The organism is Geopsychrobacter electrodiphilus DSM 16401, assembly GCF_000384395.1.
In the GTDB taxonomy this organism is placed as follows: Bacteria; Desulfobacterota; Desulfuromonadia; order Desulfuromonadales; family Geopsychrobacteraceae; genus Geopsychrobacter; species Geopsychrobacter electrodiphilus.
The window spans coordinates 769,777-795,205 of record NZ_ARWE01000001.1 but is presented as its reverse complement, the minus strand read 5'-3'; the positions used below and the strand labels follow the sequence as shown (position 1 = coordinate 795,205).

Genomic DNA, 25,429 nt, shown 5'->3' with positions numbered 1-25,429 from the left:
TCGAAGGACGCGAAATCCAGGACTCAAGAAGGGACAGACGAAGTGACGCAGAGGATTGGCTATGCAGATTTGCATAATTACTCCCCTGCTTCAATGAGAATGATGTTTTTTCAATTTGCGGGCTACGGTTGATTGATTGATGCCAAGGCGGGCGGCAACTTCAGTCTGGTTGGCGCAACAGGCACTCATTTCGGTCAGAACCCGTCGCTCGACCGAGGCCAGAATCTCGGCCAGGGTCTGCCCGTTCTGCCATAGCGGGTCATTTGCGGCTGCAGTCGACTGGGTTGGCCTGATCATGCGCGGCAGATCGGTCTCGCCGATAACTTCGGTCTCCGACATCACCACCAGGCGTTCGCACAGGTTCATCAGTTCTCGCACGTTCCCCGGGTAGTCATAGGCGAGCAACGAATCAACAGCAGCCCTGCCAAGTCGGCGTGTCAGGTCACCGCGCCGCCCAAAATACCCAATATAATGACGCAACAATGGCAGCAGGCAGTCATGACGCTCGCGCAGCGGTGGCACCGTCAGTGGAATCACATTGAGTCGATAATAGAGATCGAGACGAAACCGCTCGCTCGCCACCATCTTTTCAAGATCGCGATGGGTTGCGGCCAGCACCCGGACATTGATGGCCGACGCCGTAGTTGCCCCCAGGCGGGTAATGCGACCGTCTTCTAAAAAGCGCAATAATTTGACTTGTGAGCCCAGCGGAAGTTCGGCAATCTCGTCCAGAAAGAGGGTCCCGCCGTCGGCGAGTTCAAAGTAACCCGGCTTGGCGGTTTGTGCCCCGGTAAAGGCCCCCTTCTCGTAACCGAATAGCTCCGATTCGATCAGGGTTTCCGGGATGGCCCCACAATTGATGCGAATCATCGGTCCCTGCGCCCGTTTCGAATGACTATGTATCAAATCAGCCACCACCCCCTTGCCGACCCCCGATTCACCCAGAATCAAAACGGTTGAATCGGCCCCCCCGGCACGTACAGCCTGTTTCAAAACCTGAACCATGACCGGGCTGCGTGCAATAATCTGACGTTCTTCCAATTCAAACTGCTGCGCCGCAAGCATCTGTTCGCGGAACTGACTGCTCCGCGCCTCTTCCTCTTCAATACTGCGCTGCAGTTGATCGATCTCGGTCACATCACGCACCGTCACCACAACCAGCACCAATGCGCCGGCCTCATCAAATACCGGCGTTCCGGTCGACATCAATTTACGCCCGCGATGATTCTGCAGCACGCTCACCTGCTTGCGACTGCGGATCGCCTCAAGGGCGGCACTGCGATCGACAAAACCTTCTTCAACCAGGGTGAAGATGTTCTTGCCGAGCATCTCCTCGGCCCTGACATGGTGCATCCGTTCGGAGGCTGGATTAATACGGATAACCGTGCCATCGGCGCGGCAGACAAACAGCCCATCGGAAGAGGAGTTGATAATCGCGTTCAATTCACGGTTGAGTTCTTCGATGGTCCGATCTGTTGTCATTTCCAGGCTCACAGCAGCTCCTTATGCAAATCTACATTTTAATGCATTATTGCATAGAGGCTTATAAATAAGCACAGCATTTTCAACGAATCTAAACAAAAAAAACCGCTGGAGCCATACGGCTCACAGCGGTCTTTAAGGTTTTCAAAGGGCACCTGCTTAAGATCCGCCCAACTCGCGTGACCGTTTTGAGGCGGCACTGACCGCCTCCATCAGCGTGGTGCGCAGGCCATTCTTCTCCAGGGTGCTGACACCAGTGATCGCGGTCCCTCCAGGAGAACAGACCCGATCCCGCAGGATGGCAGGGTGCTCGCCAGTCTCGCGCACCATCAGCGCCGCGCCAACCACGGTCTGCACCGCCAGCGCATGGGCGATATCGCGCCGTAACCCTTCGCGTACCCCGCCGTCGGCCAGGGCTTCGATAATCGTATACACATAGGCCGGGCCTGAACCCGACAGACCCGTCACCGCGTCCATCTGCCGCTCATCGATCTGTTGCACCTGACCGACGGTTTCAAACAGATGCTGAACCAGCATCAGATCATCATGGCTGGTATTGTGTCCCTGACAGATGGCGGTTGCAGCCTCACCAACCAGCGCCGGGGTATTCGGCATCACACGCACAACCCGGGCGGCGGTATCGAAATGGCCTTCGAGGTAGGCGCAGGAAATCCCCGCCAGAATCGTCACCAGCAGCGTCTCTTTACGATAGACACTGGCAATGCCGCTGATCACTTCGTCGGCGATCTGCGGTTTAATCGCCAGCACCACCAGATCACACTGGCGCATGACGTCAAGGTTGTCGCTGGTCACATTAACCTTGTAGGCGTCGGCCAGATGTCCGCGCCGCAAATCGCTCGGTTCTGCGACCAGAATTTTACTAGCAGGGCAAGCCGCCTCAATCAGCCCTTTAATTATCGCCTCGGCCATATTGCCGCCGCCGATAAAACCGATTTTATCAATATTTGTCATAGCCATGGTCCCTTTAAATGAAAATTGATAAACTACCAAGCGAAGTATCTTCTTTAACATAATGACGTGAATAAATACACTCATCGCCGCAGCGAGACGGGCGCAACAACACACAAAAAGGAGTACCAACGCAATGACGACAGAACAGCTTGCCCAATACACAGGTAAAAACGGCCAACCCGCCTACGTAGCCGTGGGGGGCACTGTTTATGATGTCAGTGCGAGCCCTATGTGGCAGGACGGGCTGCATGCCAACACGCATCAGGCGGGATGTGACCTCACCGAAGCGCTTAAGTCCGCACCACACATCGGCGCCCTGATCGAACGCTTCCCCAGCGTCGGTCAGCTTGAAACACAGAGGCCACAACCGACATCCAGAAATTCAAAGCTTTTGCTCGCGGGAGCAGTTGCGACAGCTATCGCCCTCGCCTGGTTCTTTCTGCGCTAGCCATCTGGGGCAGTCGATGAATTTTAAAATTATTGCCGAAGGGGTTGAAACCGGAGAGTAACTCTGAATTCTTACGCAACGAGGGTTAGCAGGTTCAGGGGAGAGTGTTTGCCAGTCCGAGGTCAAACGAGGCGCTGTTAGAATGGCTCCTCTTACAGAGGAGTGATCACGATGTCGACTGATTAAAGGCCCGGACAGCACCATAGCGAAGCCAGGGTCAGTGTCTCGCTCATCGCCGCCGCTGCGCAGATAAAATCCCCCGCCTCAAAAATCCATTGCAACAAGACCGCGAATCATCGATAACCAGAATCGCATGTCTTTTTTCCTCTGTAGCCGGCATTTCACCTGTCACTCTTATGCATGAAGAGCCGGCTCAGCAATTGGGGCAGCCGGTCAAAAACTTCGGGTTTCAACAACACTTCACAGATCGAACTTTCGCTCACCCCGGGGGAATCGAGGGACATCCTCGAACCAGAACAGAGCACAACCGGTGTTTCGGGTGAAATCTGTTTCATGGCGATCGCCATTTCAACCCCGCTCATTTCGGGCATGGTCTGATCGGTTACTACCATGTCATATTTTTGCGGATCAGCGCTGAAGAGCCTGAGGGCTTCGCGACTGCTGAAGACCGGCGTGACCGCATAGCCCATATCCTCAAGGAATTCTTGCCCCAGAATCGCCAACCCCTCTTCATCATCGACATACATGATATTTTCTCCGCCGCCCTCTGACAGAATATCCATATTTTTCTCCTCGATATAATCCTCTTTGTGACAGGGGAACCAGACAGAGAAACAACTACCGGTCGTCGGTTTACATCACCTTAATTATATCCTCTTACTCAAAGCTGTCATCGAGCAGTCGCGTTTTTACCAGCAATAAATGAGCGATCCCGCCCGCCGGGGTGCCGATCGCGTCCACCCTCTGCGTCTGCAGCAATTATTTATGCAGCTCGACAACCTCTTTTTCCGCAGCCTTGCACTTCGTGAATTGTTCAATCGGGCAGGAGACACCACTGGAAGCAAATACATAGCACACCAGTTCGGCATTGTTGGAGTTATCCTCCTGATAAAATATGTTGAAATCGTCAACCATCTTTACCCCGGAAATATTTCTGAGAAAAAGAATAGCAGGTTTTAACGAAATCTCATTGCGGTTTTTTCTACTTAACTCATCCTCTCCCTTCTCTTGCGCTCCCCTCGGCGAACCCTGTAAACTGCCTGCTGTTTATTCAACCAAGGAGTTCACATGTCCCTGCTCAGCGAAGAGATAATTTTCAACGGTCGCATTCTTGATCTGGCTCGCGAAACCCATCGACTGCCGAATGGTCGGGAGGCCCGTTTCGAAATAATTCATCATCCAGGCGGTGCGGCGGCGTTGCCGATTGATCCGGATGGACGTCTGCTGCTGATTCGCCAGTTCCGCCCCGCGGCGCGCGGCACTATTTTGGAAATTCCGGCGGGCCGCCTTGAACCTGGTGAGGATCCCGCAACCTGTATAGTCAGGGAATTACAGGAAGAGGTCGGCCGCAAGGCCGGTAGGGTTGAGCTGTTGAGTAAAATCTACAGTACGGTCGGATTCTGCCAAGAGATCATTCATATCTATCTCGCGACGGAGTTAACTCCCACCCCGACGGCCCGCGAAGAGCACGAGTTCATCGAACTGCTCCCTTTGACCGCGGCAGAAGCTTTTGCTCTGGTCGATAGCGGTCAGATCAGTGATGCCAAAACCCTGATTGCCCTGCAGGCGTACCGTCAACGTCTGACGGAGGGCGCATGAGCTACTCACTACCGAAGAGCTATAGCAGCTGCGAACTGCTCCCCTTCAACCGCAGCGCGCTGGAGGATGAGTTTAAACTGGCCCCCCCGGCGGCGGACCCCGGTGGCCCGGGTTTCTGGCTGTTGTTGCAAGGGACCCGGCTGGTGATGCCAGAGTCCACGCCGCCCACCCTGCTGCACGGACCTCTGCCGTCGGAACTGGCCAATCCCCTGCAGGCCACCTATATCGGCCTCTGGCAGGGGCAACCCTGCCGGGCGCTCTCCGTCAGTCGCGACCAAGAGATCACCCCTCGCCTGCAGGCGGTGAATATCCTCGCTCCGGAACCCGGATTGCCGCTTTCGTTATTGTCTCTGGCAGGGTTGGGTAATGCGATTTTACACTGGGAAAAAACCAGTCGCTACTGTGATAACTGTGCGGGCAAGATGGAACGCATTACCGGGGAATGGGGGAAAAAGTGTACCCTCTGCGGTGCCTTCCACTATCCCCGCATCCACCCCTGCGTGATCGTGCTGGTACGCCGTGGTGATCAACTCCTCCTGGTGCGCAAACCCGAATGGCCGACAGGGCGCTATGGCCTGGTCGCCGGCTTCGTCGAATTCGGGGAGAACCTCGAACAGACGGTGGTGCGCGAGCTCATGGAAGAGACCGGGATCGAGGTCACCAACATCTGCTATCAGGGGAGTCAGAGCTGGCCCTTTCCCAGCCAGATCATGGCCGGGTTTACGGCGGATTATCACGCCGGCGAAATTCAACTGCAGGCCGATGAGCTTTCCGAGGGAGGCTGGTTCACGATCGACAATCTACCTCAGCTACCTCCCAGTCGCAGTATCGCGCGCTGGCTGATAGATAAAACGATCAATGATTCACAAATCGACCCACTCAGGCAAAAGGGTTAACTTCAGTCCCAGAGTATTTGCCGATGAAACAAAAGCAACAATCTTCACACAAAGCAGAGCCGGGGGGTGCACTGAAGAATGCGTCGTTTCAGCAGTATCTTTCGCAAACAGTTGCTGGTGGCCTGTATCTTTTGCGCCAGTTGCTCGCCATCGGCATGCAACTGGCGCGATAAACCAGGCAGCTGCGGTCGAATAATGCCTGACATCAGGGACTGATGAGTTTAGTCTCTGGCCCTGAAAACCTTACAAACCCCAGGAACGCCAGAGACAACTCACCGATCTGCCTACACCGTCAGGACTTCAAACTCTGGCGGATCAGCGATGCTGCGTTTAACAGCGCACTGATCTGTCGCCCGAATGATGGCATCCCGATATTTGTCGGGGAAGCCGGTCGGTAGCTCGATGGCGATCCGCACCTTCGAAGGGAGATGGGTCTCGGGATTGCGTTCAACATCCAACGTCAGCTCCAGCCCTTCGGTCGACAGTTCGCGCTGCTGGCAAAATCGCAGGGCAAAAAAACCGGCACAGGTACCCAGCGACGCCAGAAACAGATCAAACGGCGAAGGCGCGGCGCCCTGGCCGCCGGCCCTGACCGGCTGATCACTCTTGACCGTAAAACCATCAAACTCTGCATTTACTGCCACCCCACCAGGAAAACTAATCTTCATCTCAAACTCCTCTATAGTTTATTAGCCTCACGCTTCAATCAATCTCCGAACAGATTGCTGATCCCGGCAAAAAAACTGCTGGCCATCTGCTCCTTTTCAACCTCACTGCTTTCGCGCGGAACCTCACTGCTTAAGCGTAACAGCACCGCTTCCGGGATCTCGGTCAAAAACCGGCTCGGATCACGCTGTGTCAGACTACCGTAACGTCGTCGTCGCCGTGCACCGATCAACACCAGCTGGCGCCGCGCACGGGTGATTCCGACATAACAGAGCCGCCGTTCTTCATCGATATCGAAGGTTTCGTAGATCGATTTCTTATGCGGCAGGGTCTCCTCCTCCATTCCGACCAGGAAGACCACCGGAAACTCCAGTCCCTTGCTCGCATGCAGGCTCATCAGGGTGACGGCATCCTGCGCGAGCTTCTTCTCTTTGTCATTTCGCCCGGCGCGTTCATCATCCAGCAGCGACACCCGTTCGATAAATCCGGCCAGGGAAGGTTCGCTCTCGCGTTCCAGATACGAGCCCATGGCGTTCAGCACCTCAGCCTGATTTTCGACCCGGCGCCGGGCCTTTTGCGGATCGGTCTCCTGCCGATAAAGTTCCGCCTCGAGCTTCAACTCGCTGATCATCTCGCGCAGAGTTTCGACCATTGACGCGGGATGTCCAAAACTCTTGCGGTAGCGCTTAAGCAGTTCGACAAAGCTGTCGATGGCGCTCGTCACCTTGCTTGAGAGGCCTTCGATCTCGATCGCGTGCTGCAGAAGTTCCCACAGTGGGCGTTCACTCTCGGCCGAAAGCCTGATCAGGGTATCGGCGCTGGTGCCACCGATACCGCGCTTGGGATAGTTGAGGATTCGCAGCAGATTCACTTCATCAAAGGGATTGATCAACACCTTCAGGTATGCGACCAGATCCTTGACCTCCTTGCGGTCAAAAAACTGCTGACCACCGATCAGCACATAGGGGATGTCCTCGTAACGCAGCTGCTCTTCGAAGGAACGCGACTGGCTGTTGGTGCGGTACAGAATGGCAAAGTCGCGGTATTCAAGTTTGCGTTTAAAGCGTTCGGCGTGGATCCGCTCCATCACCTGCCGTGCTTCGTCCTCATCGTCCTCGCACAGCAGATATTCGACCTTCTCCCCCGCGCCGTCAGAGGTCCAGAGCGCCTTTTCGCGACGCTTTTTGTTGTGCCCGATCACCGCGTTAGCCGCCGCCAGGATATGGCCGGTCGAGCGGTAGTTCTGCTCCAGTTTGATCACCCTGGTCCCGGGGAAGTCTTTTTCAAAATTGAGAATGGTCGCCACATCGGCGCCGCGAAAGCCGTAGATCGACTGATCATCGTCACCGACCACGCAGAGATTGCCGTGGGCGCGCGACAGCTGATGTAGCAGTTGATACTGCACCGGGTTGGTATCCTGATATTCGTCAACCATCTGGTAGAGGTAACGTTGCTGGTAGTCTGCCAAAACTTGGGGCTGTTCGTTAAACAGCTGCACCACCAGCAGCAGCAGATCATCAAAATCGACCGCGTTGAAGGCCTTGAGCGCCTTCTGATAGCGCGGATAGATCTCGGCGGTCAGGCAGCTGTCAGGATGATTAATGTTGGCCTTAAAGCCCTTTGCGGACACCAGCCGGTTCTTGGCGTCGGAGATCTGCCACAGCACCCGTTCGGCGTCTTTCGAACTGGCATCGGCCACCAGTTCGCGCAGCAGGTCCCGCACCAGGCGCAGCTGATCGCTGGCGGCATAGATCGAAAAATTCTTCTTGTAGCCGAGCTTCTCAATATGAGCTTTCAATATCCGCACACAAAGAGAGTGAAAAGTGCTGATCACCATCCCCTTGCTGGCCTTGTGCCCGACCATCTGCTCAACCCGTTCACGCATCTCACGCGCGGCCTTGTTGGTGAAGGTGAGCGCAAGTATCTGCCCCGCTTCCACCTGACGCTGCTCCAGCAGGTAACCGATGCGGCAGGTGATGACCCGTGTTTTACCGGAACCGGCCCCGGCCAGCAGGAGCAAGGGGCCAAGATCATGTTCAACGGCTTGACGTTGTTGCGGGTTGAGTGTGTTCAGATCAAACATGGTTGATGCGCTCAAAAAAAGAGAGGGTGAATGGTCGGCAGAAAATAGCATGGTCGTACCTCTGGTAACAACCCTTGGCCCTCCTGTGGAGCAACAGGCGCGTTAAGCCGGCTTGACATGTATTTCTCCAGAGAATATAAGTGCTTGGCTAATCTCCGCAGGTCTATGAAGGCAGCGCTATGATCCCCTGGAAACAACTCGACAGTACTGATATTCCCAATGATGGCGGACAACTGCGGCTCTTTCAGCGCGATGACGAATTTTCTATCCGCATCGACAACTGTGAACTGATGAACAGCCGGGCGCACGGTTCTGAAGAGAAGCTCGCCGAATGGGGCTGCGCGACCCTGAATCGCCTGGAAGCCCCCAGGGTTTTAATTGGGGGCTTGGGGATGGGGTTCACTGCTGCGGCCGCCTTGCTCCAACTCGGGAGCAATGCGCAGGTGGTGATCGCCGAACTGCTGCCAGCCGTGGTGCGCTGGAACAGAGAGTTCCTGGGCCACCTGGCCGGACAGCCGTTGCAGGATCCCCGAACTCAGATTCGCGAAACGGATGTGGCGGCTCTCATCAAGACCTCGCCCCGGATGTTTGACGCCATCCTGCTTGATGTTGACAACGGCCCGGACGGTCTGACCCAGAAAGAGAATGACTGGCTCTATTCAGACGCCGGTCTCAAGAGCAGCTACCAGGCCCTCAAGTCTGGCGGCGTACTGGCGGTCTGGTCTGCAGGCCCAAGCACAGCCTTTACCAACCGACTGCACAAAGCCGGGTTCAAGGTCAGAGAAGAACAGACCCGCGCCCGCGGTAAAGGCAAGGGTAGCCGCCATACCATCTGGCTAGGCACACGAAAATAATCCTCGCCATGGCGGCTCAGAGCCTGCCTCCCCGCCTGTTAAATTCGACATAAGGTGATCAAGTTTTCAAATATTAATATATCACCAATTTTGTCGCATATTCCAAAGCAACCGTTGACTATTCTACAATCTCTTCGTCTATACTTTCTTTCGAACAACTAACCTAATGTTTTTATAGATATTTTAAATTGGCATACCATTTGGAATAGACTTAAATGAACCGTAATCAAATCCCCGTCAAAGGATGCTGCTCATGCTGCAGCCCCGACAGAGACTTCAGAGGTTCACAGGGTCATCAACCCTGATTTGACAGAATTCTTACCCAGGAGATCACTTATGCCATACGTCAACATTAAAATTACCCGCGATGGAGCAACGGCAGAGCAGAAAGCGCAGCTGATCAGAGGCGCGACAGATTTACTGGTACAGGTTCTGGGTAAAAACCCGGCATCACTCGTGGTCGTTATCGATGAAGTGGATACCGACAACTGGGGGATTGGTGGCGAGACGGTGACATCCAGACGGCAAGGGGGAAAATAGCCCCCGAGAATCAACCGGGATTGGTTGGTTACCGGACAGGTCAAGTAAAGATTTTGTGAATTTTTTATGCGGGGGCAAATCTCCCCACAAAGCTTCGGAGGACGGCATGTCAGGTCGTACGCAAAAAGGTCTTATTCTCTTCGGGATTGTCGCATTGATCGGGTTATTTTTTGCCTTCGATCTGCAACGCTATCTGACATTAACCGAACTCAAGGCGCGGCAGGAGTCCTTCAGCGTCTACTATGCAACGCATCGACTGATGTCCCTTGCCGCTTATTTCATCCTCTACGTCGTCGTGACCGCCCTGTCGCTCCCCGGGGCGGCGGTCATGACTCTGGCCGGTGGCGCCCTGTTCGGCTTCTGGCCGGCGCTGGTGGTGGTCTCTTTCTCCAGTTCGCTGGGTGCGACTCTGGCCTTTCTGGTCAGCCGTTTTCTGTTGCGTGACTGGGTCCAGGCCCGCTTTGGCGAACGGCTCCAGGCGGTCAACGCAGGGGTCGCCCGCGAAGGGGCCTTCTATCTCTTTTCGCTGCGGCTGGTGCCGCTCTTCCCCTTTTTCGTCATCAATCTGGTGCTCGGCTTAACCCCGATGCCGGCGCGCACCTTCTATTGGGTCAGCCAGATCGGCATGCTCGCCGGGACCGCAGTCTACGTCAACGCCGGCACCCAGCTCGGTCAGATCAACTCGTTGGCGGGGATCCTCTCTCCCGGTCTGCTTCTCTCCTTCGTGCTGCTCGGTCTCTTCCCGCTGATCGCGAAAAAAGGACTCGACCTGCTCAAGCAGCGCAAGGCTCTGGCGCGGTTTTCCAGGCCGAAACATTTTGACTACAACCTGGTGGTAATCGGCGCCGGCAGCGCGGGCCTGGTCTCAGCCTACATCGCGGCGGCGGTCAAATCGAAGGTCGCCCTGATCGAGAAGCACAAGATGGGCGGCGACTGCCTCAACACCGGATGTGTGCCGAGCAAGGCGTTGATCCGCAGCGCCAAGATGCTTGCTTACGGGCGGCGCGCCACAGAGTTCGGGTTTAAAACGACGAACACCGACTTCGACTTTGCCGAGGTAATGGAGCGCGTACAGAAGGTCGTCACCAAGGTCGAGCCTCACGATTCGGTCGAACGCTTTACCGGGCTCGGGGTCGAATGTATCAGCGGCGCAGCACGGATCACCTCGCCGTACAGGGTCGAGGTCAACGGCCGCACCCTGAGCACGCGTAACATTATTGTCGCCACCGGCGCCGCGCCCTTCGTGCCGCCGATTCCGGGGTTAGACCAGGTCGAGTACCTGACCTCGGATAACCTCTGGCAGCTGCGAACGCTGCCGAAACGTCTGGTGGTACTGGGTGGCGGGCCGATCGGCTGTGAGATGACCCAGGCCTTTGCCCGCTTTGGCGCCGAAGTCACCCAGGTCGAGATGGCGTCCAAGATTATGGGGCGCGAAGACCCGGATGTGTCCGCGTTTATCCGCGCGCGCTTTGAGGCCGAGGGGGTCAGGGTGCTGACCGGGCATGCGGCCAAGCAGGTCGTGGTGAAAGATAACGAGAAGCTGCTGATTTGTGAACATCGGGGCGAGCAGGTCGAAATTCCGTTCGATGCGATCCTGATCGCCGTCGGCCGTAAGGCCAATATCAAGGGGTTCGGACTCGAAGAACTGGGGGTACAGATCAGTCCACGTGGCACAATTGAGACCGACCCGTTTCTGCGCACCAACTTCCCCAACATCCTGTGCGCCGGTGATGTGGCAGGTCCTTATCAGTTCACCCATACCGCAGCGCATCAGGCCTGGTACGCGGTGGTCAATGCCCTGTTCAGCCCGTTTAAAACCTTTCGCGTTGATTATCGTGTCATCCCCTGGTGCACCTTCACCGACCCCGAGGTGGCACGCGTCGGAATGAACACAACAGAGGCAACCGAACAGAAACTCGATTTTGAGGTGACAGTTTATCAACTGGAAGAACTCGATCGGGCGATCGCTGAAGGGGAAGACGATGGCTGGATCAAGGTGATTACGCCGCGCGGCAATGACAAGATTCTCGGCGCCACCATCGTCGGCCCGCATGCCGGAGATCTGCTCGCCGAATTTATCCTGGCGATGAAGCACGGCATCGGCCTGAACAAGATTCTCGGCACCATCCACCCCTACCCGACCCTGGCCGAAGGCAACAAGGCCACAGCCGGGGAGTGGAAGCGCGCCCATATTCCGGTGAAGTTGCTCGCCTGGGTCGAGAAATTTCACCGCTGGCAAAGAGGCTGAACCCTATGTCTTTCAATAAAAATATTCTTGTCGCCGTCTGCGCCCTGCTGCTATCCGCCGGTGCGGTGCACGCGGCTCCACAGGCGGAACTCTGGCCACACTGGCAGGCCAACACACCTGAGAGTACGATCCACATCGACCATGCCGCCTGGGGTACTTTTTTGCATAAATATCTGGTCGTGTCCAAGGATGGAACGCCCAATCTGGTGCGCTACGGCAGTGTCACCGCAGCGGATCATCAGGCACTCGCCGACTATCTGACCAGGCTTTCGACGGTAACCGTGTCACAGTTGAAGCGCACGGAGCAGAAGGCGTACTGGATCAATCTCTACAACGCGCTGACGGTCGAGACGATCCTGAACAACTACCCGGTATCGAGTATCCGCGAGATCAAATCCGGCTGGTTCAGCCCGGGCCCCTGGGATCTGAAACTGATCAAAATCGAGAGACTCGACCTGTCACTGAACGACATCGAACACCGCATTTTACGTCCGATCTGGCGGGACAACCGCATCCATTACGCGGTCAACTGCGCCAGCTACAGCTGTCCGAATCTGCAGTCCGAACCCTTTACGGCGGAAAATACTGAGCGGCTTCTCAATCAGGCGGCGAGCGCATACGTCAACAGTTCACGTGGAGTGAAGTTCGAAGGAGATACGCTGGTTCTGTCGAGCATCTACGACTGGTATCAGGTCGATTTCGGCGGCAACGAAACCCGCTTATTGAACTATCTGGAGGGTCTTGCCGACCCGGAACTGGCCGGGCGCCTGAAGGCTTTTAAGGGGTCAGTCGCTTACTCCTACGACTGGCATTTAAACGGTTTGTAACCTTTTCTTCTACTCTGTGGAGATTTGTATGGACTACGTTCTTCCCGCCTTCGCCGGCGTTATTGCTCTGGCTTCGGTCCTCCTTTCCCCCCGGGCCGAAAGCGAAGGCGCTTTTTACCTGGGTGTCAACGCCAGCGGGCAAAAACCGGGCTTGTTGACCCTGACATTTTCGCAGGTGACCACCTGGATTTTTGCGCGCTCGCTGATGAACGCGGCCATCCTCGGCTTCTATTACGGGATCTGGGGCACGCTGGCCTATGCCTTCTACTACTTCTCCTTTCTGACCGGCGGCAAAATCGTCGACAGCCTGCGCTTTGAGCAGGGCTTTAACAGCGTGCAGGATTTTCTGCGCGAACGCTTCGGGCGCTGGGGAACCGCTTGCTACAACTTCGTCATCGCGATCCGTCTGGTCAGTGAGGTCTTCGCCAATGTGCTGGTCATCGGCATCCTCTTCGGGGTCGCCGGCAGCACGGTCTACACCTGGACGATTCTGGTCTTTTCAGCCATCACCCTCTTCTATTCGATGCTCGGTGGTCTGCGCGCCTCGCTGCGCACTGATGTCTTTCAGATGGTGATCTTCCTCGGCACACTGGTGCTGCTGATCGCGCTGGTCGTCTTCAACCACAACATCACCCTCGGTGACCTGGCCTCCAAGCCATTTGTCTTCGATCAGCCAGGTCCGGTGCTGATGCTGGTAGCGCTGCTGCAGATCTGGAGCTACCCGATGCACGACCCGGTGATGATGGATCGCGGCTTTCTCGCTGACCGGAAAACGACGCGTAAGAGCTTTCAGCATGCAGCCTGGATCAGCATCATCTGCATTGTCGCCTTCGGCTGCCTCGGCGTGCTGGCCGGCGCACATGCGGTGAAGGGGGCGAGCATGAATGCGACCCTGATGCAGCTGTTGGGGACGATCCCGATGCTGCTCTTTAACGCCGCGCTGGTGATTTCGGCGATGTCGACCCTCGACAGCGCCCTGTCGAGCTCCGCCAAACTGCTGGCGGTCGATATGGGGATCATGAAGATGAGTCTGCGCAACGGCCGCGCGGTGATGGCGGCGTTCATGCTGCTGGGTCTGCTGCTGGTCTTCTGGGGGAACAAGGATCTGTTCAGCGCGGTGGCGGTCAGCGGCACCGCCTCGCTCTACCTGGCGCCGGTGATCTTCTTCTCCCTCTGGGGCAAACGCACGAATATCCCGCTCTGGAGTTATCTGTTCAGCTTTGTGCTGGCGATTGCAGCCGCGGCACTCTACTTCACTGAATCGAGCGGCTACAGCCATCTGCTCGGCGATGCCCACAAGTACACCAAGCTGCTCTACCTGACCGTCGCCGTCCTTGGCCTCGGCTGCTTCGGGTTCTGGTTCGGGGGTAAAACCAGCGCGCGCCCGGTTGAGAAAGAGGCGGTATGAGCAACCCGGGAAGCGCGTTGAATCTGGGGCCATTGAACGGGCCGGTGCTGGTGTTCGGTGGTCCCTACAGCAACTTCGCCGCCACCCTGGCAATGCGGCAGCGAGCCAAAGAGCTGGCAATTCCGCCCGCCCGGGTCATCTGCACTGGCGATGTGATCGCCTACTGTGCTGAGCCGCAGGAGACCCTGCAGCTGATCCGCGACTGGGGGATTGCGGTGGTGCAGGGGAACTGCGAAGAGTCGCTGGGTGCCGACGCCCCCGACTGCGGTTGCGGCTTTGACGAAGGGACGACCTGCTCCTTGTTGTCGGTGGAATGGTATCAGTATGCGACCCAAAGGGTCTCTGCCGACGAGCGACACTGGATGCAGAATCTACCGAAGTCCTTAAGCTTCGAACTGGCCGGTAAGCGTGTCAGGGTCGTGCATGGCGGCGTGCGGCAGATCAACCGTTTTATCTTCCCCTCTACACCGGAAGCGGTGAAGCGCAAAGAGTTGGTTCTGGCCGGCAGTGATGTTCTGATCGGTGGGCACAGCGGCATCCCCTGGGGAGAGAAAATTGACAACCGGGCCTGGCTCAACTCGGGTGTGATCGGCATGCCCGCCAACGATGGCAGCGCGGATGGCTGGTATCTGTTGCTCTCTCCTGAGTCGGATAACATCCGCTGCAGCTGGCGGCGTTTAAGTTATGCTGCCGATCAATCCAGACACACTATGTGTAATGCCGGGTTGCAGTCCGGCTATGCCGAAGCGCTGACGACCGGCCTCTGGCCGAGCATGGATGTTCTGCCTGCCGATGAGCGGGCGCGGCGCGGAGACCCTATTGTGCGGGAAGATATGTTGTGTTAGCCCCTGAAATTGATAACAAAAGGAAGACCCATGAAAAAAATTGAAATCTACACCAAAAATTATTGCCCCTATTGTCACCGCGCCAAAGGACTGCTCCAGTCAAAAAATGCGCAATTCAGCGAATATGACCTGACGGCTGACCCGGCAAAAGAAGCGGAGATGCGCCAGCGCTCCGGCCGCACAACCGTCCCGGAAATATTTATCGATGATCGTTTGATTGGCGGCTGCGATGATCTGTTCGCGCTCGATGCGGCCGGAAAACTCGAAGAAGCGCTTGGTCTTTGACGTCGCGCGCGAGCATCAGCAATCCTGTAAATGCCAGGACTAAAAACCTGATCGCGTGGTCGGCAACCACCAATGAGCAGAGGCGGTTATGAAATCTAGAAAAGTCAGTTTTGAGAATGGCAACGGCATCGTCCTGGCGGCGGTGCTGGAGCTGCCGGAAGACGAACAGCCACAGGCCTTCGCAATCTTCGCACATTGCTTTACCTGTACCAAAAGCAACACCGCCGCGGTTAACATCTGTCGGGCGCTCAGCCGCAGGCAGATCGCGGTTTTGCGCTTCGACTTCACCGGACTGGGCGACAGTGGTGGGGATTTTGCCGCGACCAGCTTCTCGCACAATGTTGCCGACATTCTTGCGGCGGGGCGCTTTTTAAGTGATGCTTACCAGGCCCCGGCGATTCTCATCGGCCATTCTTTGGGTGGCGCCGCGGTCCTGCATGCGGCAAATCAACTTGAATCGGTACGCGCGGTTGTGACCCTTGGCGCACCATTTGAGCCCCGACATGCGCTGCAGCTCTTTGAATCAGCACAGCCTGAGATCGAGGCCTCTGGCGAATCTCAGGTGGTGATTGCAGGCCGACCTTTTACGATCCGTAAAGCCTTTGTCGACGATCTGCAAAACCAGAAACCGGGTGAGATAATCGGTCAGCTTAGGGCCGCGCTCCTGGTCATGCATTCCCCGCGCGATGAAGTGGTCGGCATTGAAAATGCGGCCGCAATCTACCAGGCCGCAAAACATCCGAAGAGTTTTATTTCCCTTGAACCGGCCGATCACCTGCTGAGTCGTAAAGAGGACTCAGGCTACGCGGCGGATATGATCGCAACCTGGGCGCGTCGTTATCTGGAGGTCCGCGATGAGATTTCACCCTTACTGGAAAGGATTGATAACCGTGTAACCGTACGCACCCCGACCGGAGGGTTTCGCAGCGACATGTTCGCCAATGGCCATGCCCTGGTTGCCGACGAGCCTGTAGCTTTTGGCGGCACCAACCAGGGCCCATCCCCCTATGACTACCTGCAGGCAGCCCTTGGTGCCTGTACCGGGATGACGGTACAAATGTATGCGCGCCGCAAGAAATGGCCTTTGGACGAAGTCGTGGTCCGTCTGCACCATGCGAAGATCCATGCTCAGGATTGCGTGAATTGTGAAGATCCAGGACAAAAAATCGATTATTTCGAGCGGGAGTTGGAGTTGTCTGGCGATCTGACTCTGGACCAGCGGCAGCGCCTGCTCGAAATCGCCGAGAAATGCCCGGTGCATAAAACATTGCTTGGAGAGGTCCGCATCAAAACCAGTCTCCGGATCGAGGACGCTCTCGAAGTGAAATGACCATTTCGTAAGTGCGTTGACAAACAGCTGCAAGTGACAGCAGAGAGGCTTTTATGCAGAGCTTGATCGTCCACAGGGTCATCGCCCATACCGACCAACTCATTGAGTTGCAGCTCGAACGCGGGGATATTTCATTTGCACCGGGAAACTGTGTGGCCCTGTTCAAAGACGACACCGAATCACGCCCCTACAGCATCGCCTCCGGGACCGGGGAGAAGCTGCTGCGTTTTCTGATCCGCCGGGTGCCGCAGGGGTTGGTCAGCAATTGGCTGGCAGCGCGCCAGGCGGGAGACCGGGTGCAGGCGAGTGAGCCCTTCGGCTGGTTCCAGCCCGGGCGCTCGGCGGCAAACGAACAGAGCGTCTTCATTGCGACCGGCACCGGGATTGCGCCCTTTTTGAGTTATCTGCGCAGCACGCCAGAGCGATCGCCGCTCTGTTGCCTTTATGGGGTCAGCTTTGCTGCTGAAGCATTTGCGCTGGACGAATTGCAGGCGCTTCCAGATTTTCAGCTGGCGGTCTCGCGTCAAGCGACCGACAGTGATTTTCATGGACGCATCACCGGCCTGCTGGAGCAGTTGCCCCTTGGACCACAGATCCACTATTATCTGTGTGGTCTCGATGCCATGATCGATGAGGTCAGCGGCTGGCTGGAACGCCACAACATTGACTACACCCAGATTCACAGAGAGGTTTTCTTTTATGCCGATGAAATATAATAACGCCTGGCTGCTCAGCAGCAAGGGTGAAAAACGCGGCTATATTCAGCCGCAACTGCTGCACGAGCTCTGGTTTCACACCGGCACCTCATGCAATCTGCGCTGCCCCTTCTGTCTCGAAGGTTCGAAACCGGGTGATGACAGACTTCAATTTATGACTCTGGATGATGCCAAAAAGTTCATTGATGAAGCGGTCGAGCTGGGGGTCGAGAAGTTCTCCTTCACCGGTGGTGAGCCCTTCGTCAACCCGCACTTCATTGGGATTCTCGACTACGCATTGAACTTCAAGCCCTGCCTGGTGCTGACCAATGCGACCGAGCCGTTAATGAACCAGTTCGCCAAGGTGATCCCGTTCAGCGCCAAACCGCACGCCCTGAATTTCCGCATCAGCCTCGATCATCCCGATCCACAGCAGCATGACGAGTCACGCGGCAAGGGGAACTTCAAAAAAGCGCTGGATACCTTGGGTCGGTTGTATCGTGAGGGCTTCGGCGTCTCAATCGCGCGCCTGATGCTGGCGGGGGAAGACAGCCTGGCGGTCGACAAGGCCTACGCTCTTCATTTTCGCAAGGCTGGCGTGCCGGCGGATATCACCATCATCAAATTCCCGGAACTCCACAAACCAGGCTCGATGCCTCATGTCCCGGAGATTACAGAAGGCTGCATGACGACCTACCTCTCCGCCTCTCAACGCGACGGGTTCATGTGCAACTACAGCAAAATGATCGTCAAGCAGGACGGCATCTGCGGCGTCTATGCCTGTACCCTGGTCGATGACGATAGCGGTTACAACCTCGGCAAAACGCTGAAAGAGGCATTAGCGGAGCGTGTCATGCTCAAGCACCACCGCTGCTATTCCTGTTTCGCCTACGGGGCCAGTTGCTCGGAAAGCCATTGCAGCGAAAGCGAAGAAGATGGCCAGGATTCAGCATGCAGCGCCTGAAAATCGTCGAAGAATCTTCTGCGCACAGTCTCCAGGGCTTTTTAGGGGCCTCTGGTTCGAAAGACAGTCGATCCCGAGGCATTCCGGGCCCCGATGAAGGATTCGAAGGCCGATGCCCCTGAAGTCAGGAGGTGCAAAAATCGATTCCTCCGCAGGTTTAGATCCGTCAAAAGTGGCTAAAATAAAAATCTGGAACATCTGATTTTCTTCTGTTGCTTTGCTGAAAATCTGGTGCTAGATTGCGCGCCATGTTTAAATTGCTACTTCTTCTTATAAGTCTCGTATGGGCTTCATTGCTACTGCTCTCCTGGGGAGGTCCGACCGAAGCGGTCTCACCGAGCCAGGTCCCGGCCATCGCTTCCGCCCGTTCCTGAAAAACTGCCCCGGGGTTTAATCCGGCCGCTCATTCCCGATCGGCCGAGCACCCACAGCTGTCCCTAAAAACACAAACTATTTCAGCCTCATGTCAAACTGAGTTAAGATGAGCCTGTCTGCACCTGTTTTTCAGAGCAGGCTAAACCTGTCCGCTCAAATGACGTCTAAAATGGGAGAGTGAAATGAAGATTACGCGTCTGGAAGAATGCGCTAAAACCGCAGTGACCATGGCTGGAGCAAATGGTGCCAGTCGGCAGCTGCCGATCGGCATGGTTGATGGGGCACCAAACTTTTCGATCCGGGTTTTCACCCTGGAACCGGGCGGCCACACCCCGCATCATAGCCACGAATCAGAGCATCTTAATTACGTCCTGGAAGGGGAAGGGGTTGCCCTCGAAGGGGAGACGCCGCGCGCCATCAAAGCGGGAGATTTTATTCTGATCAAACCCCATGAATTGCACCAGTACCGCAACACCGGGCCGCGACCTCTGGCGTTTATGTGCATGGTGCCCTCGGCTTACGAATAGCGTCCTAAAGGGCGCGACATCTGGCCCCCTGCCTGGTGTCGCGCCGTTCGAGCTCGGCATCAATAGCGTTCAGCACTTCCCACTTGTTGATCGACCAGCGCGGGGCCAGCAGAATGCTGCGCGGGCCGTCGCCGGTCAGACGCTGGATCAGGGTGTCAGGCGGCAGACGTTCAATAAAATCGACCGCCAGTTCGACATAGTCCTGCATCTCCAGCATCGGTACCTGCCCCTGCTTGTAGAGTTCACCCAACGGCGTTCCGTCGAGCACATGCAACAGGTGCAGTTTGACCCCATCGACCTTGAGCCGTGCCATTTCGTCGGCGGTCGCCAGAATCTCGTCACGGCTCTCACCCGGCAGCCCCAGAATCAGATGCACGCAAACCTTGAGACCACGCTCTTTGGCGCGCTGATAGCTGTCAAGAAAACAGCGATAATCGTGCCCCCGATCTAAATAATTCAACGATTTATCATGGATGCTCTGCAGCCCGAGCTCAAGCCAGAAGTAGGTACGCCGGTCATATTCAGCCAGAAGATCAACGACATCTTCGGCCAGACAATCGGGGCGAGTCCCGATCGCCAGGCCAACCACATCATCAACAACCAGCGCCTGGTCATAGCGCTCGCGCAGAACTTTCACCGGGGCAAAGGTATTTGAGAAGGGTTGGAAATAGGCGATAAACCACTTGGCCCGGTATTTACGCCGCATCAACGCCTTGGCGTTTTCAACCTGGACCGCAATCGGTTCATGTGCCTCAATCCCGACTGAACCCGAACCGCTCGGCGCACAGAACAGGCAGCCGTGGCCAGCACGCCCGCCTTCGCGGTGTGGGCAACCGAACCCGGCATCAATTGAGATTTTATGGACCCGTCCCCCGAACAGGGACTTGATGTGAGTCGAATAAAGGTTGAAGGCTTTACGTCGCATGGCGCGCAGTATGCCCGGAAGTCGGCCCCAGGAGCAAGGCGGAAATAATGCCAGCAACCCGGGGGAAAAGACGGAATTAGAGTGTCACAGACTATGCTGCCAGGCCCTGCTCTGCTATACTTCCTCACTGGCACTCAGACCTGTCCTATGTGGTAACCTCAGGAGAATAGCGATGGCGAAAATCCTCTTTGTCGATGACGAACCCGGCCTGCGCCTGCTCTATTCCGATGAGTTCACGGATGAGGGCTATGAAGTCGTAACAGCAGCAACCTGTGCAGAAGCAGCATCCCTGCTCAAAAACCGGGATATCGACCTGGCTGTTCTCGACATTCAAATTAAACAGGAGAGCGGACTTGAGATGTTACAGCAGATTGTCCGGGAGCAGAAAGATCTACCGGTCATTCTATGCAGCGCGTACAACTGTTACAAGGATGATTTTTCCTCCTGGCTGGCGGACGCCTATATTATCAAGAGCTCAGACCTCACCGAGCTGAAAAATGAGATCGCCCGTCAGCTCAAGCGTCAAACTTGAAAGAACCGCCCGGAAATTTTTCAAATCAGATCCAGTTCCACCTCAAGGAGACAGAATGAAAGCAGTGATCATGGCCGGCGGTTTTGGAACCCGCCTGCACCCCCTGACCATCAATCAACCAAAACCGATGGTACCGATTTTCAACCGCCCGATCATGCTGCATATCGTCGACCTGCTCAAACGCCACGGCATCACCGAACTGGTGATGCTCCTCTATCACCAGCCTGAAACCATCCGCCACTTTTTTGGTGACGGCAGTGAATTCGGCGTCAACATCACCTATGTCACTCCCCTCGATGACTTCGGCACCGCCGGCGCGGTCAAGTCGGCGGCCAAGCATCTTGACGAACGTTTTATGATCATCAGCGGCGACCTGTTGACGAACTTCGATTTGGGGAAAGCACTCGCTTTCCACGAGCAGAAACAGGCCTTGGCAACCCTTGCTCTCACTTCGGTGCCCGACCCTTTGCAGTTCGGCGTAGTCATTACCGACCCCGAAGGGCGCATCACCAAATTTCTCGAAAAACCCGACTGGGGTGAGGTCTTCTCCGACACCATCAACACCGGAATCTACATCCTTGAGCCCGAGGTTCTCGACCTGATCCCCGAGGGTGAAAACCGTGACTGGTCAAAGGATGTCTTTCCGTCGATGCTCGCCAAGAACGCGCCGCTTTTCGGCTGTGTTCTACAGGGGTACTGGGCCGACATCGGCAATACCGATGCTTATCTCGAAGCCAGTCGTGATCTCTGTGCGGACAAGCTTAAAGTCGTGATCTCTGAAGCACCGCAGCTCGACCTGGGGCTTTTCCTCGGCACCGAAGCAGGAGCGATCGAGCCCCGGAAATGCAAGTTTTCGGGAACCGTCGTGATCGGAGACAACAGTCGACTGCTCGGCCAGGCCCTGCTGAAAAATACCGTCATCGGACGTAACTGCGTCATCGAGGATGGAGTCGAACTGACCGACTGTATTTTGTGGGATAACGTCTTTGTGAAGGCCGGGGCCAAGCTCGATGGTGCAATTCTTGGCAACCGGGTCAGGGTCGGAGCAGGTGCCATCCTCAAACCCGGGACCGTCATTGGCGACAGTTCAACCATCGGCGACAAGGCCCAGTTGAAAGCCGATGTCAAAGTCTGGCCAAACAAGATTATCGAGGCCGGGTCCATTGTCACCTGCAACGTTATCTGGGGTGAAGTCTGGCGCAAAAGCCTCTTCGAAGGCGCGCTGGTTAAGGGGTTGACCAATATTGAACTGACCCCGGAATTCGCCGCAAAATTGGGGGCCGCCTACGGCTCGGCTCTACCAAAAGGGGCCTTCGTCCTCGCCGGGCGCGACGCCTTTCGTGCCTCCCGTATGCTTAAACGCAGCTTTGTCGGCGGACTGCTCTCGGCCGGCATCAACGTGCGAGATGTCAAACGCCTGCCGCTGCCGATGTTGCGCTACAAGCTGACGACCTTTGGCGAAGTCGGCGGTGTCCATTTCCGACAGTCGGATCTCGATGCCTCGGTCACAGAAATCATCTTTTTCGATGAACTGGGTCACGAAATTTCGTCCAACAGCGCCAAGGGGATAGAACGGATCTTTTTTAAAGAAAATTTCCGGCGCGTTCATTTCGCCGAGCCCGGGGCCATTTCAGAACTGCCAAACATCGCCGACTACTACCGCGACGGGTTCATCCATGCCCTCAATAAAGACAAAATAGCTAGCTGCAAGCCGCGGATCGTCATTGACCTCAACCACACCCCGGCGGCCGACACCCTCCCCAGCCTGTTGAATGAACTCGGCTGCGACGTTATCGAACTCAATTCTCACATCGATGAAACCCTCTCACCACCGTCGCCCGAAGAGATCGAAGCCCGCCTCGATCAACTCGGTCGTATCATTGTCAGCCTCGATGCCACCGCCGGATTCCTGATCGGACCCTCGGGAGAGAGGACGATCTACCTTGATGATAAGGGGCTCCCGCTCAATGAGATCGAAACCATGGCGCTTTTCGCGGCCCTTGAGACCAACGAACATGCGGATCAGATAGTGTTGCCGATCTCCGCACCGGAGAGCATCGCACGCATCGCCCTTGAGCGCGGGATATCGACCCAATGGGTCAAAGGGGATGGCCGCTCTCTGGGCCTGGCCGCACAGACCCAAGGTGTCGTAATGGCCGCCGATATGGAACGCCGTCTGATCTTCCCGCGCTTTCAACCCCACTTCGACGGACTCTTCAGCATCGCCCATCTGCTCGAGCTGCTCTGCAGCCAGCAACGCAGTATCAGCAGCGTGCGCAAACGCCTGAAGCTCGACCGCTACCTCGCCCTGGAGCTCCCCTGCAGTTGGGAGCAGAAGGGTGGGATCATGCGCCTGATGAACGAGGCCTCGGCCAACCTGCCGACCACCTTCATCGACGGCGTCAAGGTTCATTTTAAAGACGCCTGGGTTCTGGTCTTCCCCGATCCATATCGACCGGTGGTCCACCTGCGAGCCGAGGCGAGCACACCCGAACGCGGAGAAAAATTGATCAACGAATACCGCACCAAGGTCGAAACCTGGCAGCAGGAGTTGCAGGAGATATGAGCACAAAACGGCTGAAAATAGCCATCCTGTGGCACATGCATCAGCCCGACTATCGTGATCCGACCAATGGTCGCACTCTGCTCCCCTGGACCTGGCTGCACGCGGTCAAGGATTACGGTGAGATGCTTGAAACCGTTGCCGAATGCCAGGCGCCGGTCACCATAAATCTGGTGCCGACCCTGCTGGAACAACTCGACCGTTATCGGCGTGGAGTTGATGCCGACAGCTGGCTGGAGCTGGCGCGTAAAGATGCCGCCGAGCTCGCCCTGCCGGAACGCATTTTTTTGCTGGAACAGTTCTTTTCGGTCAATGACCAGCGGCACCTGCTCCCCCATCCGCGGTATCGCCAGCTGCGGCAGAAGCGCGGACGCGACCCTGTTGCCAGCGCTCCTGATTTCAGCGCTCAGGAATTACGCGATCTGCAGGTCTGGTTTCTGCTGAGCTGGACCGGCTATCATCTGCGCAAACGCGAACCTTTGATTGGCCAATTGTTACGCCGCGGCGACATGTTTACAGAGGCCGAGAAAGCCGACGTTTTCAATATCTGCAACGCTGAAGTCACGCGGATCATCGATCGCCATGCCGAACTTGAAGCCGCTGGCTTGATCGAGATTTCCCTGACGCCCTACGCCCATCCGATTCTCCCCCTGCTCTGCGAACTGCGACGCGCCAGCGAACCAAGCCCTGGCATCTCCCTGCCCCTGGCCGATTTTCATTATCCTGAAGACGCACGCCTGCAGATTCGTGAGGGGGTGCGAACCGGCAACCAGCTGCTCGGTGAACGTACACGCGGGATCTGGCCGGCCGAGGGTGCGGTCAGCGAGGATGCAATCCGGCTGCTGGCCGAAGAAAAGGTGCTCTGGGCAGCGAGCGATGAGGGGATTCTGGCCCGGAGTCTGCCGAACGGCTTAACTGATCGCCGTGCCCTCTACCAGGTTTACAGCTATGCAGGGCTTCCGCTGGTCTTTCGCGATCGCGAGATCTCCGACAAGATCGGCTTTCTTTATGCCGACTGGCCGGCCAAAGAGGCGGTGGCCGATATCATCCGCCAACTGAAGGCGATTAAAAATACTGTTCCTGAGGGCCTGGTACCCATTATTCTGGATGGCGAAAACTGCTGGGAGCGTTATGTGGATAACGGCTACCCCTTTTTGCAGCAGCTCTACCGCGCCCTGCTCGATGATCCGGCGTTTGACCTCTGCACCATTGGCCAGGCGGTGGCCGACAGTCAGCCGCAACCACTCGAAAAATTGGCCGCCGGCTCCTGGATCCGCAGCGACTTCACCACCTGGATCGGTCACCCGGAAGAGAATCGAGGCTGGGAGCTGCTGGCGACCGCGCGCCATGCCTGCCTGACGGATCAGGTGGCCCGCGCCCTCAAAACACCAGAGCTGCCCATCAACGAGCAGTTGCGCGAACTCTTGCGGGCTGAAGGAAGCGACTGGTTCTGGTGGTTTGGCGACGAACATCAGACCACTCAAGCCAACATCTTCGATCGCCTGTTCCGCAGTCACCTTGAGGGCCTCTATCATCTCAGCGGTCTGCCGACTCCGCCCAACCTGCAGCACCCGATCAAACCGCCACGCGCACAAATCCGCAGCTGTGAACCGGCGGAGCGGTTCACTCCACGGATCGATGGACAGGTGGGGGACTATTTTGAATGGCTGGCCGCAGGCGAAATCGATCTGGCCGCCGCCGGGGCTATGCATGCAATTCAACAGGGGCCGAGCCGCCTGTTTTATGGCTATGATGAAACCTCTCTCTACCTGCGGGTTGACGAGGTTAAACTTCTTAAGCAACTCTGCACCGAGTGGGGATATTTTGAAATTCATCTGCATGGCCGCCGTAACCTGTGCCTGCGCTGGCAGCCTCAGAAAAACCTGCTGGAACTCTTCAGCCAGGAGGAAAAACTGGGTGAGGGTCGAGCTGTCGCAGGAAATATTCTGGAGCTGGAAATCCCTCTGAAGCTGTTGGTGCTAACCCCTAATGATGAACTGCGGCTCTTTTGCTGTTGCGTCCAGCAGGGGCGATCGGCCGGACGCTGGCCGGGGGAAGGGGACGCCCCGCTGATCTACCGCGGCGCCCTGCTCGACGAAGAGAACTGGATCATTTGAAACACCGTCAAGGTTAAGCTCCCAGAATGAGTCTGCCCGAACATTTTGAGCAAACCGAAGCCGTGAAA

General features: G+C 56.4%; 25 protein-coding genes. 19 read left to right on the top strand and 6 right to left on the bottom strand.

The genetic code is table 11. The annotated features are described in order from the left end of the window. Positions 1 to 90: 90 nt before the first annotated feature. Entirely contained in the window at positions 91 to 1,494 is a 1,404-nt protein-coding gene (locus D888_RS0103710) for a sigma-54 interaction domain-containing protein (protein WP_020675187.1), read from the bottom strand. A gap of 147 nt (positions 1,495 to 1,641) precedes the next feature. Beyond that, positions 1,642 to 2,454: a pyrroline-5-carboxylate reductase gene (gene proC, locus D888_RS0103705; RefSeq protein ID WP_020675186.1), complete on the bottom strand. Its 813-nt coding sequence runs from the start codon at positions 2,452 to 2,454 to the stop codon at positions 1,642 to 1,644. 133 nt (positions 2,455 to 2,587) lie between these two features. On the opposite strand from proC, the gene D888_RS20610 reads away from it, so the two are divergent. Then, on the top strand, positions 2,588 to 2,902 hold the full coding sequence (locus D888_RS20610) for a cytochrome b5 domain-containing protein (protein ID WP_020675185.1): 315 nt from the start codon (positions 2,588 to 2,590) through the stop codon (positions 2,900 to 2,902). A gap of 341 nt (positions 2,903 to 3,243) precedes the next feature. On the opposite strand, the gene D888_RS0103695 is transcribed toward D888_RS20610, so the two are convergent. After that, positions 3,244 to 3,645: a response regulator gene (locus tag D888_RS0103695; RefSeq protein WP_020675184.1), complete on the bottom strand. Its 402-nt coding sequence runs from the start codon at positions 3,643 to 3,645 to the stop codon at positions 3,244 to 3,246. Positions 3,646 to 3,784: 139 nt separating this feature from the next. Here D888_RS0103695 and D888_RS23905 point away from each other — a divergent pair, with 139 nt between their 5' ends. The 4 genes from D888_RS23905 (at position 3,785) to D888_RS23900 (ending at position 5,750) form a co-directional block, all read left to right on the top strand. Beyond that, the gene (locus tag D888_RS23905; protein WP_156826937.1) at positions 3,785 to 4,042 is read left to right on the top strand and encodes a hypothetical protein; all 258 of its coding nucleotides are present in this window, start codon (positions 3,785 to 3,787) and stop codon (positions 4,040 to 4,042) included. Between the two features lie 108 nt (positions 4,043 to 4,150). Further along, the gene (locus D888_RS0103680) at positions 4,151 to 4,681 is read left to right on the top strand and encodes an NUDIX hydrolase (protein WP_020675181.1); all 531 of its coding nucleotides are present in this window, start codon (positions 4,151 to 4,153) and stop codon (positions 4,679 to 4,681) included. Next, entirely contained in the window at positions 4,678 to 5,577 is a 900-nt protein-coding gene (gene nudC, locus D888_RS0103675; RefSeq protein WP_020675180.1) for an NAD(+) diphosphatase, read from the top strand. The genes D888_RS0103680 and nudC overlap by 4 nt, the downstream gene beginning before the upstream one ends. A gap of 23 nt (positions 5,578 to 5,600) precedes the next feature. Next, positions 5,601 to 5,750 (top strand): hypothetical protein, encoded by a 150-nt coding sequence (locus D888_RS23900; RefSeq protein WP_020675179.1) that lies wholly within the window; start codon positions 5,601 to 5,603, stop codon positions 5,748 to 5,750. Positions 5,751 to 5,861: 111 nt separating this feature from the next. Here D888_RS23900 and D888_RS0103665 read toward each other — a convergent pair whose 3' ends face one another. Together D888_RS0103665 and D888_RS0103660 are read right to left on the bottom strand one after the other, a co-directional pair. Beyond that, entirely contained in the window at positions 5,862 to 6,245 is a 384-nt protein-coding gene (locus D888_RS0103665) for an OsmC family protein (protein WP_020675178.1), read from the bottom strand. A gap of 38 nt (positions 6,246 to 6,283) precedes the next feature. Then, complete coding sequence (locus D888_RS0103660; protein WP_026362194.1) at positions 6,284 to 8,326, bottom strand: ATP-dependent helicase; 2,043 nt, start codon at positions 8,324 to 8,326, stop codon at positions 6,284 to 6,286. Positions 8,327 to 8,505: 179 nt separating this feature from the next. Here D888_RS0103660 and D888_RS0103655 point away from each other — a divergent pair, with 179 nt between their 5' ends. The 11 genes from D888_RS0103655 to D888_RS0103605 all read left to right on the top strand — a co-directional run bounded on the left by D888_RS0103655 (position 8,506) and on the right by D888_RS0103605 (position 19,224). Then, positions 8,506 to 9,180 (top strand): spermidine synthase, encoded by a 675-nt coding sequence (locus tag D888_RS0103655; RefSeq protein ID WP_020675176.1) that lies wholly within the window; start codon positions 8,506 to 8,508, stop codon positions 9,178 to 9,180. Positions 9,181 to 9,516: 336 nt separating this feature from the next. Beyond that, positions 9,517 to 9,720 carry a 2-hydroxymuconate tautomerase family protein gene (locus tag D888_RS0103650; RefSeq protein ID WP_020675175.1) on the top strand — a complete coding sequence of 68 codons (204 nt, stop codon included), beginning with the start codon at positions 9,517 to 9,519 and terminating at the stop codon, positions 9,718 to 9,720. Positions 9,721 to 9,826: 106 nt separating this feature from the next. Next, a complete protein-coding gene (locus D888_RS0103645; protein ID WP_020675174.1) occupies positions 9,827 to 11,968 on the top strand; it encodes an FAD-dependent oxidoreductase in 2,142 nt (713 codons plus the stop codon). Positions 11,969 to 11,973: 5 nt separating this feature from the next. Then, on the top strand, positions 11,974 to 12,795 hold the full coding sequence (locus D888_RS0103640) for a DUF547 domain-containing protein (protein WP_020675173.1): 822 nt from the start codon (positions 11,974 to 11,976) through the stop codon (positions 12,793 to 12,795). Positions 12,796 to 12,823: 28 nt separating this feature from the next. Then, positions 12,824 to 14,203 carry a sodium:solute symporter family transporter gene (locus D888_RS0103635; protein ID WP_020675172.1) on the top strand — a complete coding sequence of 460 codons (1,380 nt, stop codon included), beginning with the start codon at positions 12,824 to 12,826 and terminating at the stop codon, positions 14,201 to 14,203. Beyond that, positions 14,200 to 15,048, top strand: a complete 849-nt coding sequence (locus tag D888_RS0103630) for a metallophosphoesterase family protein (RefSeq protein WP_020675171.1) — start codon at positions 14,200 to 14,202, stop codon at positions 15,046 to 15,048. The genes D888_RS0103635 and D888_RS0103630 overlap by 4 nt, the downstream gene beginning before the upstream one ends. Before the next feature lie 30 nt (positions 15,049 to 15,078). Then, complete coding sequence (grxC, locus tag D888_RS0103625; RefSeq protein WP_020675170.1) at positions 15,079 to 15,333, top strand: glutaredoxin 3; 255 nt, start codon at positions 15,079 to 15,081, stop codon at positions 15,331 to 15,333. A gap of 88 nt (positions 15,334 to 15,421) precedes the next feature. Next, on the top strand, positions 15,422 to 16,663 hold the full coding sequence (locus tag D888_RS0103620) for a bifunctional alpha/beta hydrolase/OsmC family protein (RefSeq protein WP_020675169.1): 1,242 nt from the start codon (positions 15,422 to 15,424) through the stop codon (positions 16,661 to 16,663). A gap of 53 nt (positions 16,664 to 16,716) precedes the next feature. Then, the gene (locus tag D888_RS0103615) at positions 16,717 to 17,379 is read left to right on the top strand and encodes a ferredoxin--NADP reductase (protein ID WP_020675168.1); all 663 of its coding nucleotides are present in this window, start codon (positions 16,717 to 16,719) and stop codon (positions 17,377 to 17,379) included. After that, on the top strand, positions 17,363 to 18,322 hold the full coding sequence (locus D888_RS0103610; RefSeq protein ID WP_020675167.1) for a radical SAM protein: 960 nt from the start codon (positions 17,363 to 17,365) through the stop codon (positions 18,320 to 18,322). The genes D888_RS0103615 and D888_RS0103610 overlap by 17 nt, the downstream gene beginning before the upstream one ends. A 557-nt stretch (positions 18,323 to 18,879) precedes the next feature. After that, on the top strand, positions 18,880 to 19,224 hold the full coding sequence (locus D888_RS0103605; RefSeq protein WP_020675166.1) for a cupin domain-containing protein: 345 nt from the start codon (positions 18,880 to 18,882) through the stop codon (positions 19,222 to 19,224). 4 nt (positions 19,225 to 19,228) lie between these two features. Here D888_RS0103605 and mnmL read toward each other — a convergent pair whose 3' ends face one another. Then, positions 19,229 to 20,149 (bottom strand): tRNA modification radical SAM protein MnmL/YtqA, encoded by a 921-nt coding sequence (mnmL, locus tag D888_RS0103600; RefSeq protein ID WP_020675165.1) that lies wholly within the window; start codon positions 20,147 to 20,149, stop codon positions 19,229 to 19,231. Positions 20,150 to 20,321: 172 nt separating this feature from the next. Here mnmL and D888_RS0103595 point away from each other — a divergent pair, with 172 nt between their 5' ends. Genes D888_RS0103595 through D888_RS0103585 form a run of 3 tightly spaced genes read left to right on the top strand, consistent with a single transcriptional unit; the run spans position 20,322 to position 25,361 of the window. Then, positions 20,322 to 20,681, top strand: a complete 360-nt coding sequence (locus tag D888_RS0103595; RefSeq protein WP_020675164.1) for a response regulator — start codon at positions 20,322 to 20,324, stop codon at positions 20,679 to 20,681. Between the two features lie 55 nt (positions 20,682 to 20,736). Beyond that, entirely contained in the window at positions 20,737 to 23,247 is a 2,511-nt protein-coding gene (locus D888_RS0103590; RefSeq protein ID WP_020675163.1) for a mannose-1-phosphate guanyltransferase, read from the top strand. After that, positions 23,244 to 25,361 (top strand): glycoside hydrolase family 57 protein, encoded by a 2,118-nt coding sequence (locus D888_RS0103585; RefSeq protein ID WP_020675162.1) that lies wholly within the window; start codon positions 23,244 to 23,246, stop codon positions 25,359 to 25,361. The genes D888_RS0103590 and D888_RS0103585 overlap by 4 nt, the downstream gene beginning before the upstream one ends. Positions 25,362 to 25,429 lie beyond the last annotated feature (68 nt).

Bases quoted from the DNA above. Each gene is read 5' to 3' on its own strand.
- D888_RS0103630 (WP_020675171.1), top strand. From the start codon at position 14,200: ATGAGCAACCCGGGAAGCGCGTTGAATCTGGGGCCATTGAACGGGCCG.
- D888_RS0103620 (WP_020675169.1), top strand. From the start codon at position 15,422: ATGAAATCTAGAAAAGTCAGTTTTGAGAATGGCAACGGCATCGTCCTG.
- mnmL (WP_020675165.1), bottom strand. From the start codon at position 20,149: ATGCGACGTAAAGCCTTCAACCTTTATTCGACTCACATCAAGTCCCTG.
- D888_RS0103655 (WP_020675176.1), top strand. From the start codon at position 8,506: ATGATCCCCTGGAAACAACTCGACAGTACTGATATTCCCAATGATGGC.
- D888_RS0103585 (WP_020675162.1), top strand. From the start codon at position 23,244: ATGAGCACAAAACGGCTGAAAATAGCCATCCTGTGGCACATGCATCAG.
- D888_RS20610 (WP_020675185.1), top strand. From the start codon at position 2,588: ATGACGACAGAACAGCTTGCCCAATACACAGGTAAAAACGGCCAACCC.
- D888_RS0103590 (WP_020675163.1), top strand. From the start codon at position 20,737: ATGAAAGCAGTGATCATGGCCGGCGGTTTTGGAACCCGCCTGCACCCC.
- D888_RS0103680 (WP_020675181.1), top strand. From the start codon at position 4,151: ATGTCCCTGCTCAGCGAAGAGATAATTTTCAACGGTCGCATTCTTGAT.
- proC (WP_020675186.1), bottom strand. From the start codon at position 2,454: ATGACAAATATTGATAAAATCGGTTTTATCGGCGGCGGCAATATGGCC.
- D888_RS0103635 (WP_020675172.1), top strand. From the start codon at position 12,824: ATGGACTACGTTCTTCCCGCCTTCGCCGGCGTTATTGCTCTGGCTTCG.
- D888_RS23905 (WP_156826937.1), top strand. From the start codon at position 3,785: ATGAGCGATCCCGCCCGCCGGGGTGCCGATCGCGTCCACCCTCTGCGT.
- D888_RS0103640 (WP_020675173.1), top strand. From the start codon at position 11,974: ATGTCTTTCAATAAAAATATTCTTGTCGCCGTCTGCGCCCTGCTGCTA.
- D888_RS0103665 (WP_020675178.1), bottom strand. From the start codon at position 6,245: ATGAAGATTAGTTTTCCTGGTGGGGTGGCAGTAAATGCAGAGTTTGAT.
- D888_RS0103595 (WP_020675164.1), top strand. From the start codon at position 20,322: ATGGCGAAAATCCTCTTTGTCGATGACGAACCCGGCCTGCGCCTGCTC.
- D888_RS0103660 (WP_026362194.1), bottom strand. From the start codon at position 8,326: ATGTTTGATCTGAACACACTCAACCCGCAACAACGTCAAGCCGTTGAA.
- D888_RS0103610 (WP_020675167.1), top strand. From the start codon at position 17,363: ATGCCGATGAAATATAATAACGCCTGGCTGCTCAGCAGCAAGGGTGAA.
- D888_RS0103645 (WP_020675174.1), top strand. From the start codon at position 9,827: ATGTCAGGTCGTACGCAAAAAGGTCTTATTCTCTTCGGGATTGTCGCA.
- D888_RS0103650 (WP_020675175.1), top strand. From the start codon at position 9,517: ATGCCATACGTCAACATTAAAATTACCCGCGATGGAGCAACGGCAGAG.
- nudC (WP_020675180.1), top strand. From the start codon at position 4,678: ATGAGCTACTCACTACCGAAGAGCTATAGCAGCTGCGAACTGCTCCCC.
- grxC (WP_020675170.1), top strand. From the start codon at position 15,079: ATGAAAAAAATTGAAATCTACACCAAAAATTATTGCCCCTATTGTCAC.
- D888_RS0103695 (WP_020675184.1), bottom strand. From the start codon at position 3,645: ATGGATATTCTGTCAGAGGGCGGCGGAGAAAATATCATGTATGTCGAT.
- D888_RS0103605 (WP_020675166.1), top strand. From the start codon at position 18,880: ATGAAGATTACGCGTCTGGAAGAATGCGCTAAAACCGCAGTGACCATG.
- D888_RS23900 (WP_020675179.1), top strand. From the start codon at position 5,601: ATGAAACAAAAGCAACAATCTTCACACAAAGCAGAGCCGGGGGGTGCA.
- D888_RS0103615 (WP_020675168.1), top strand. From the start codon at position 16,717: ATGCAGAGCTTGATCGTCCACAGGGTCATCGCCCATACCGACCAACTC.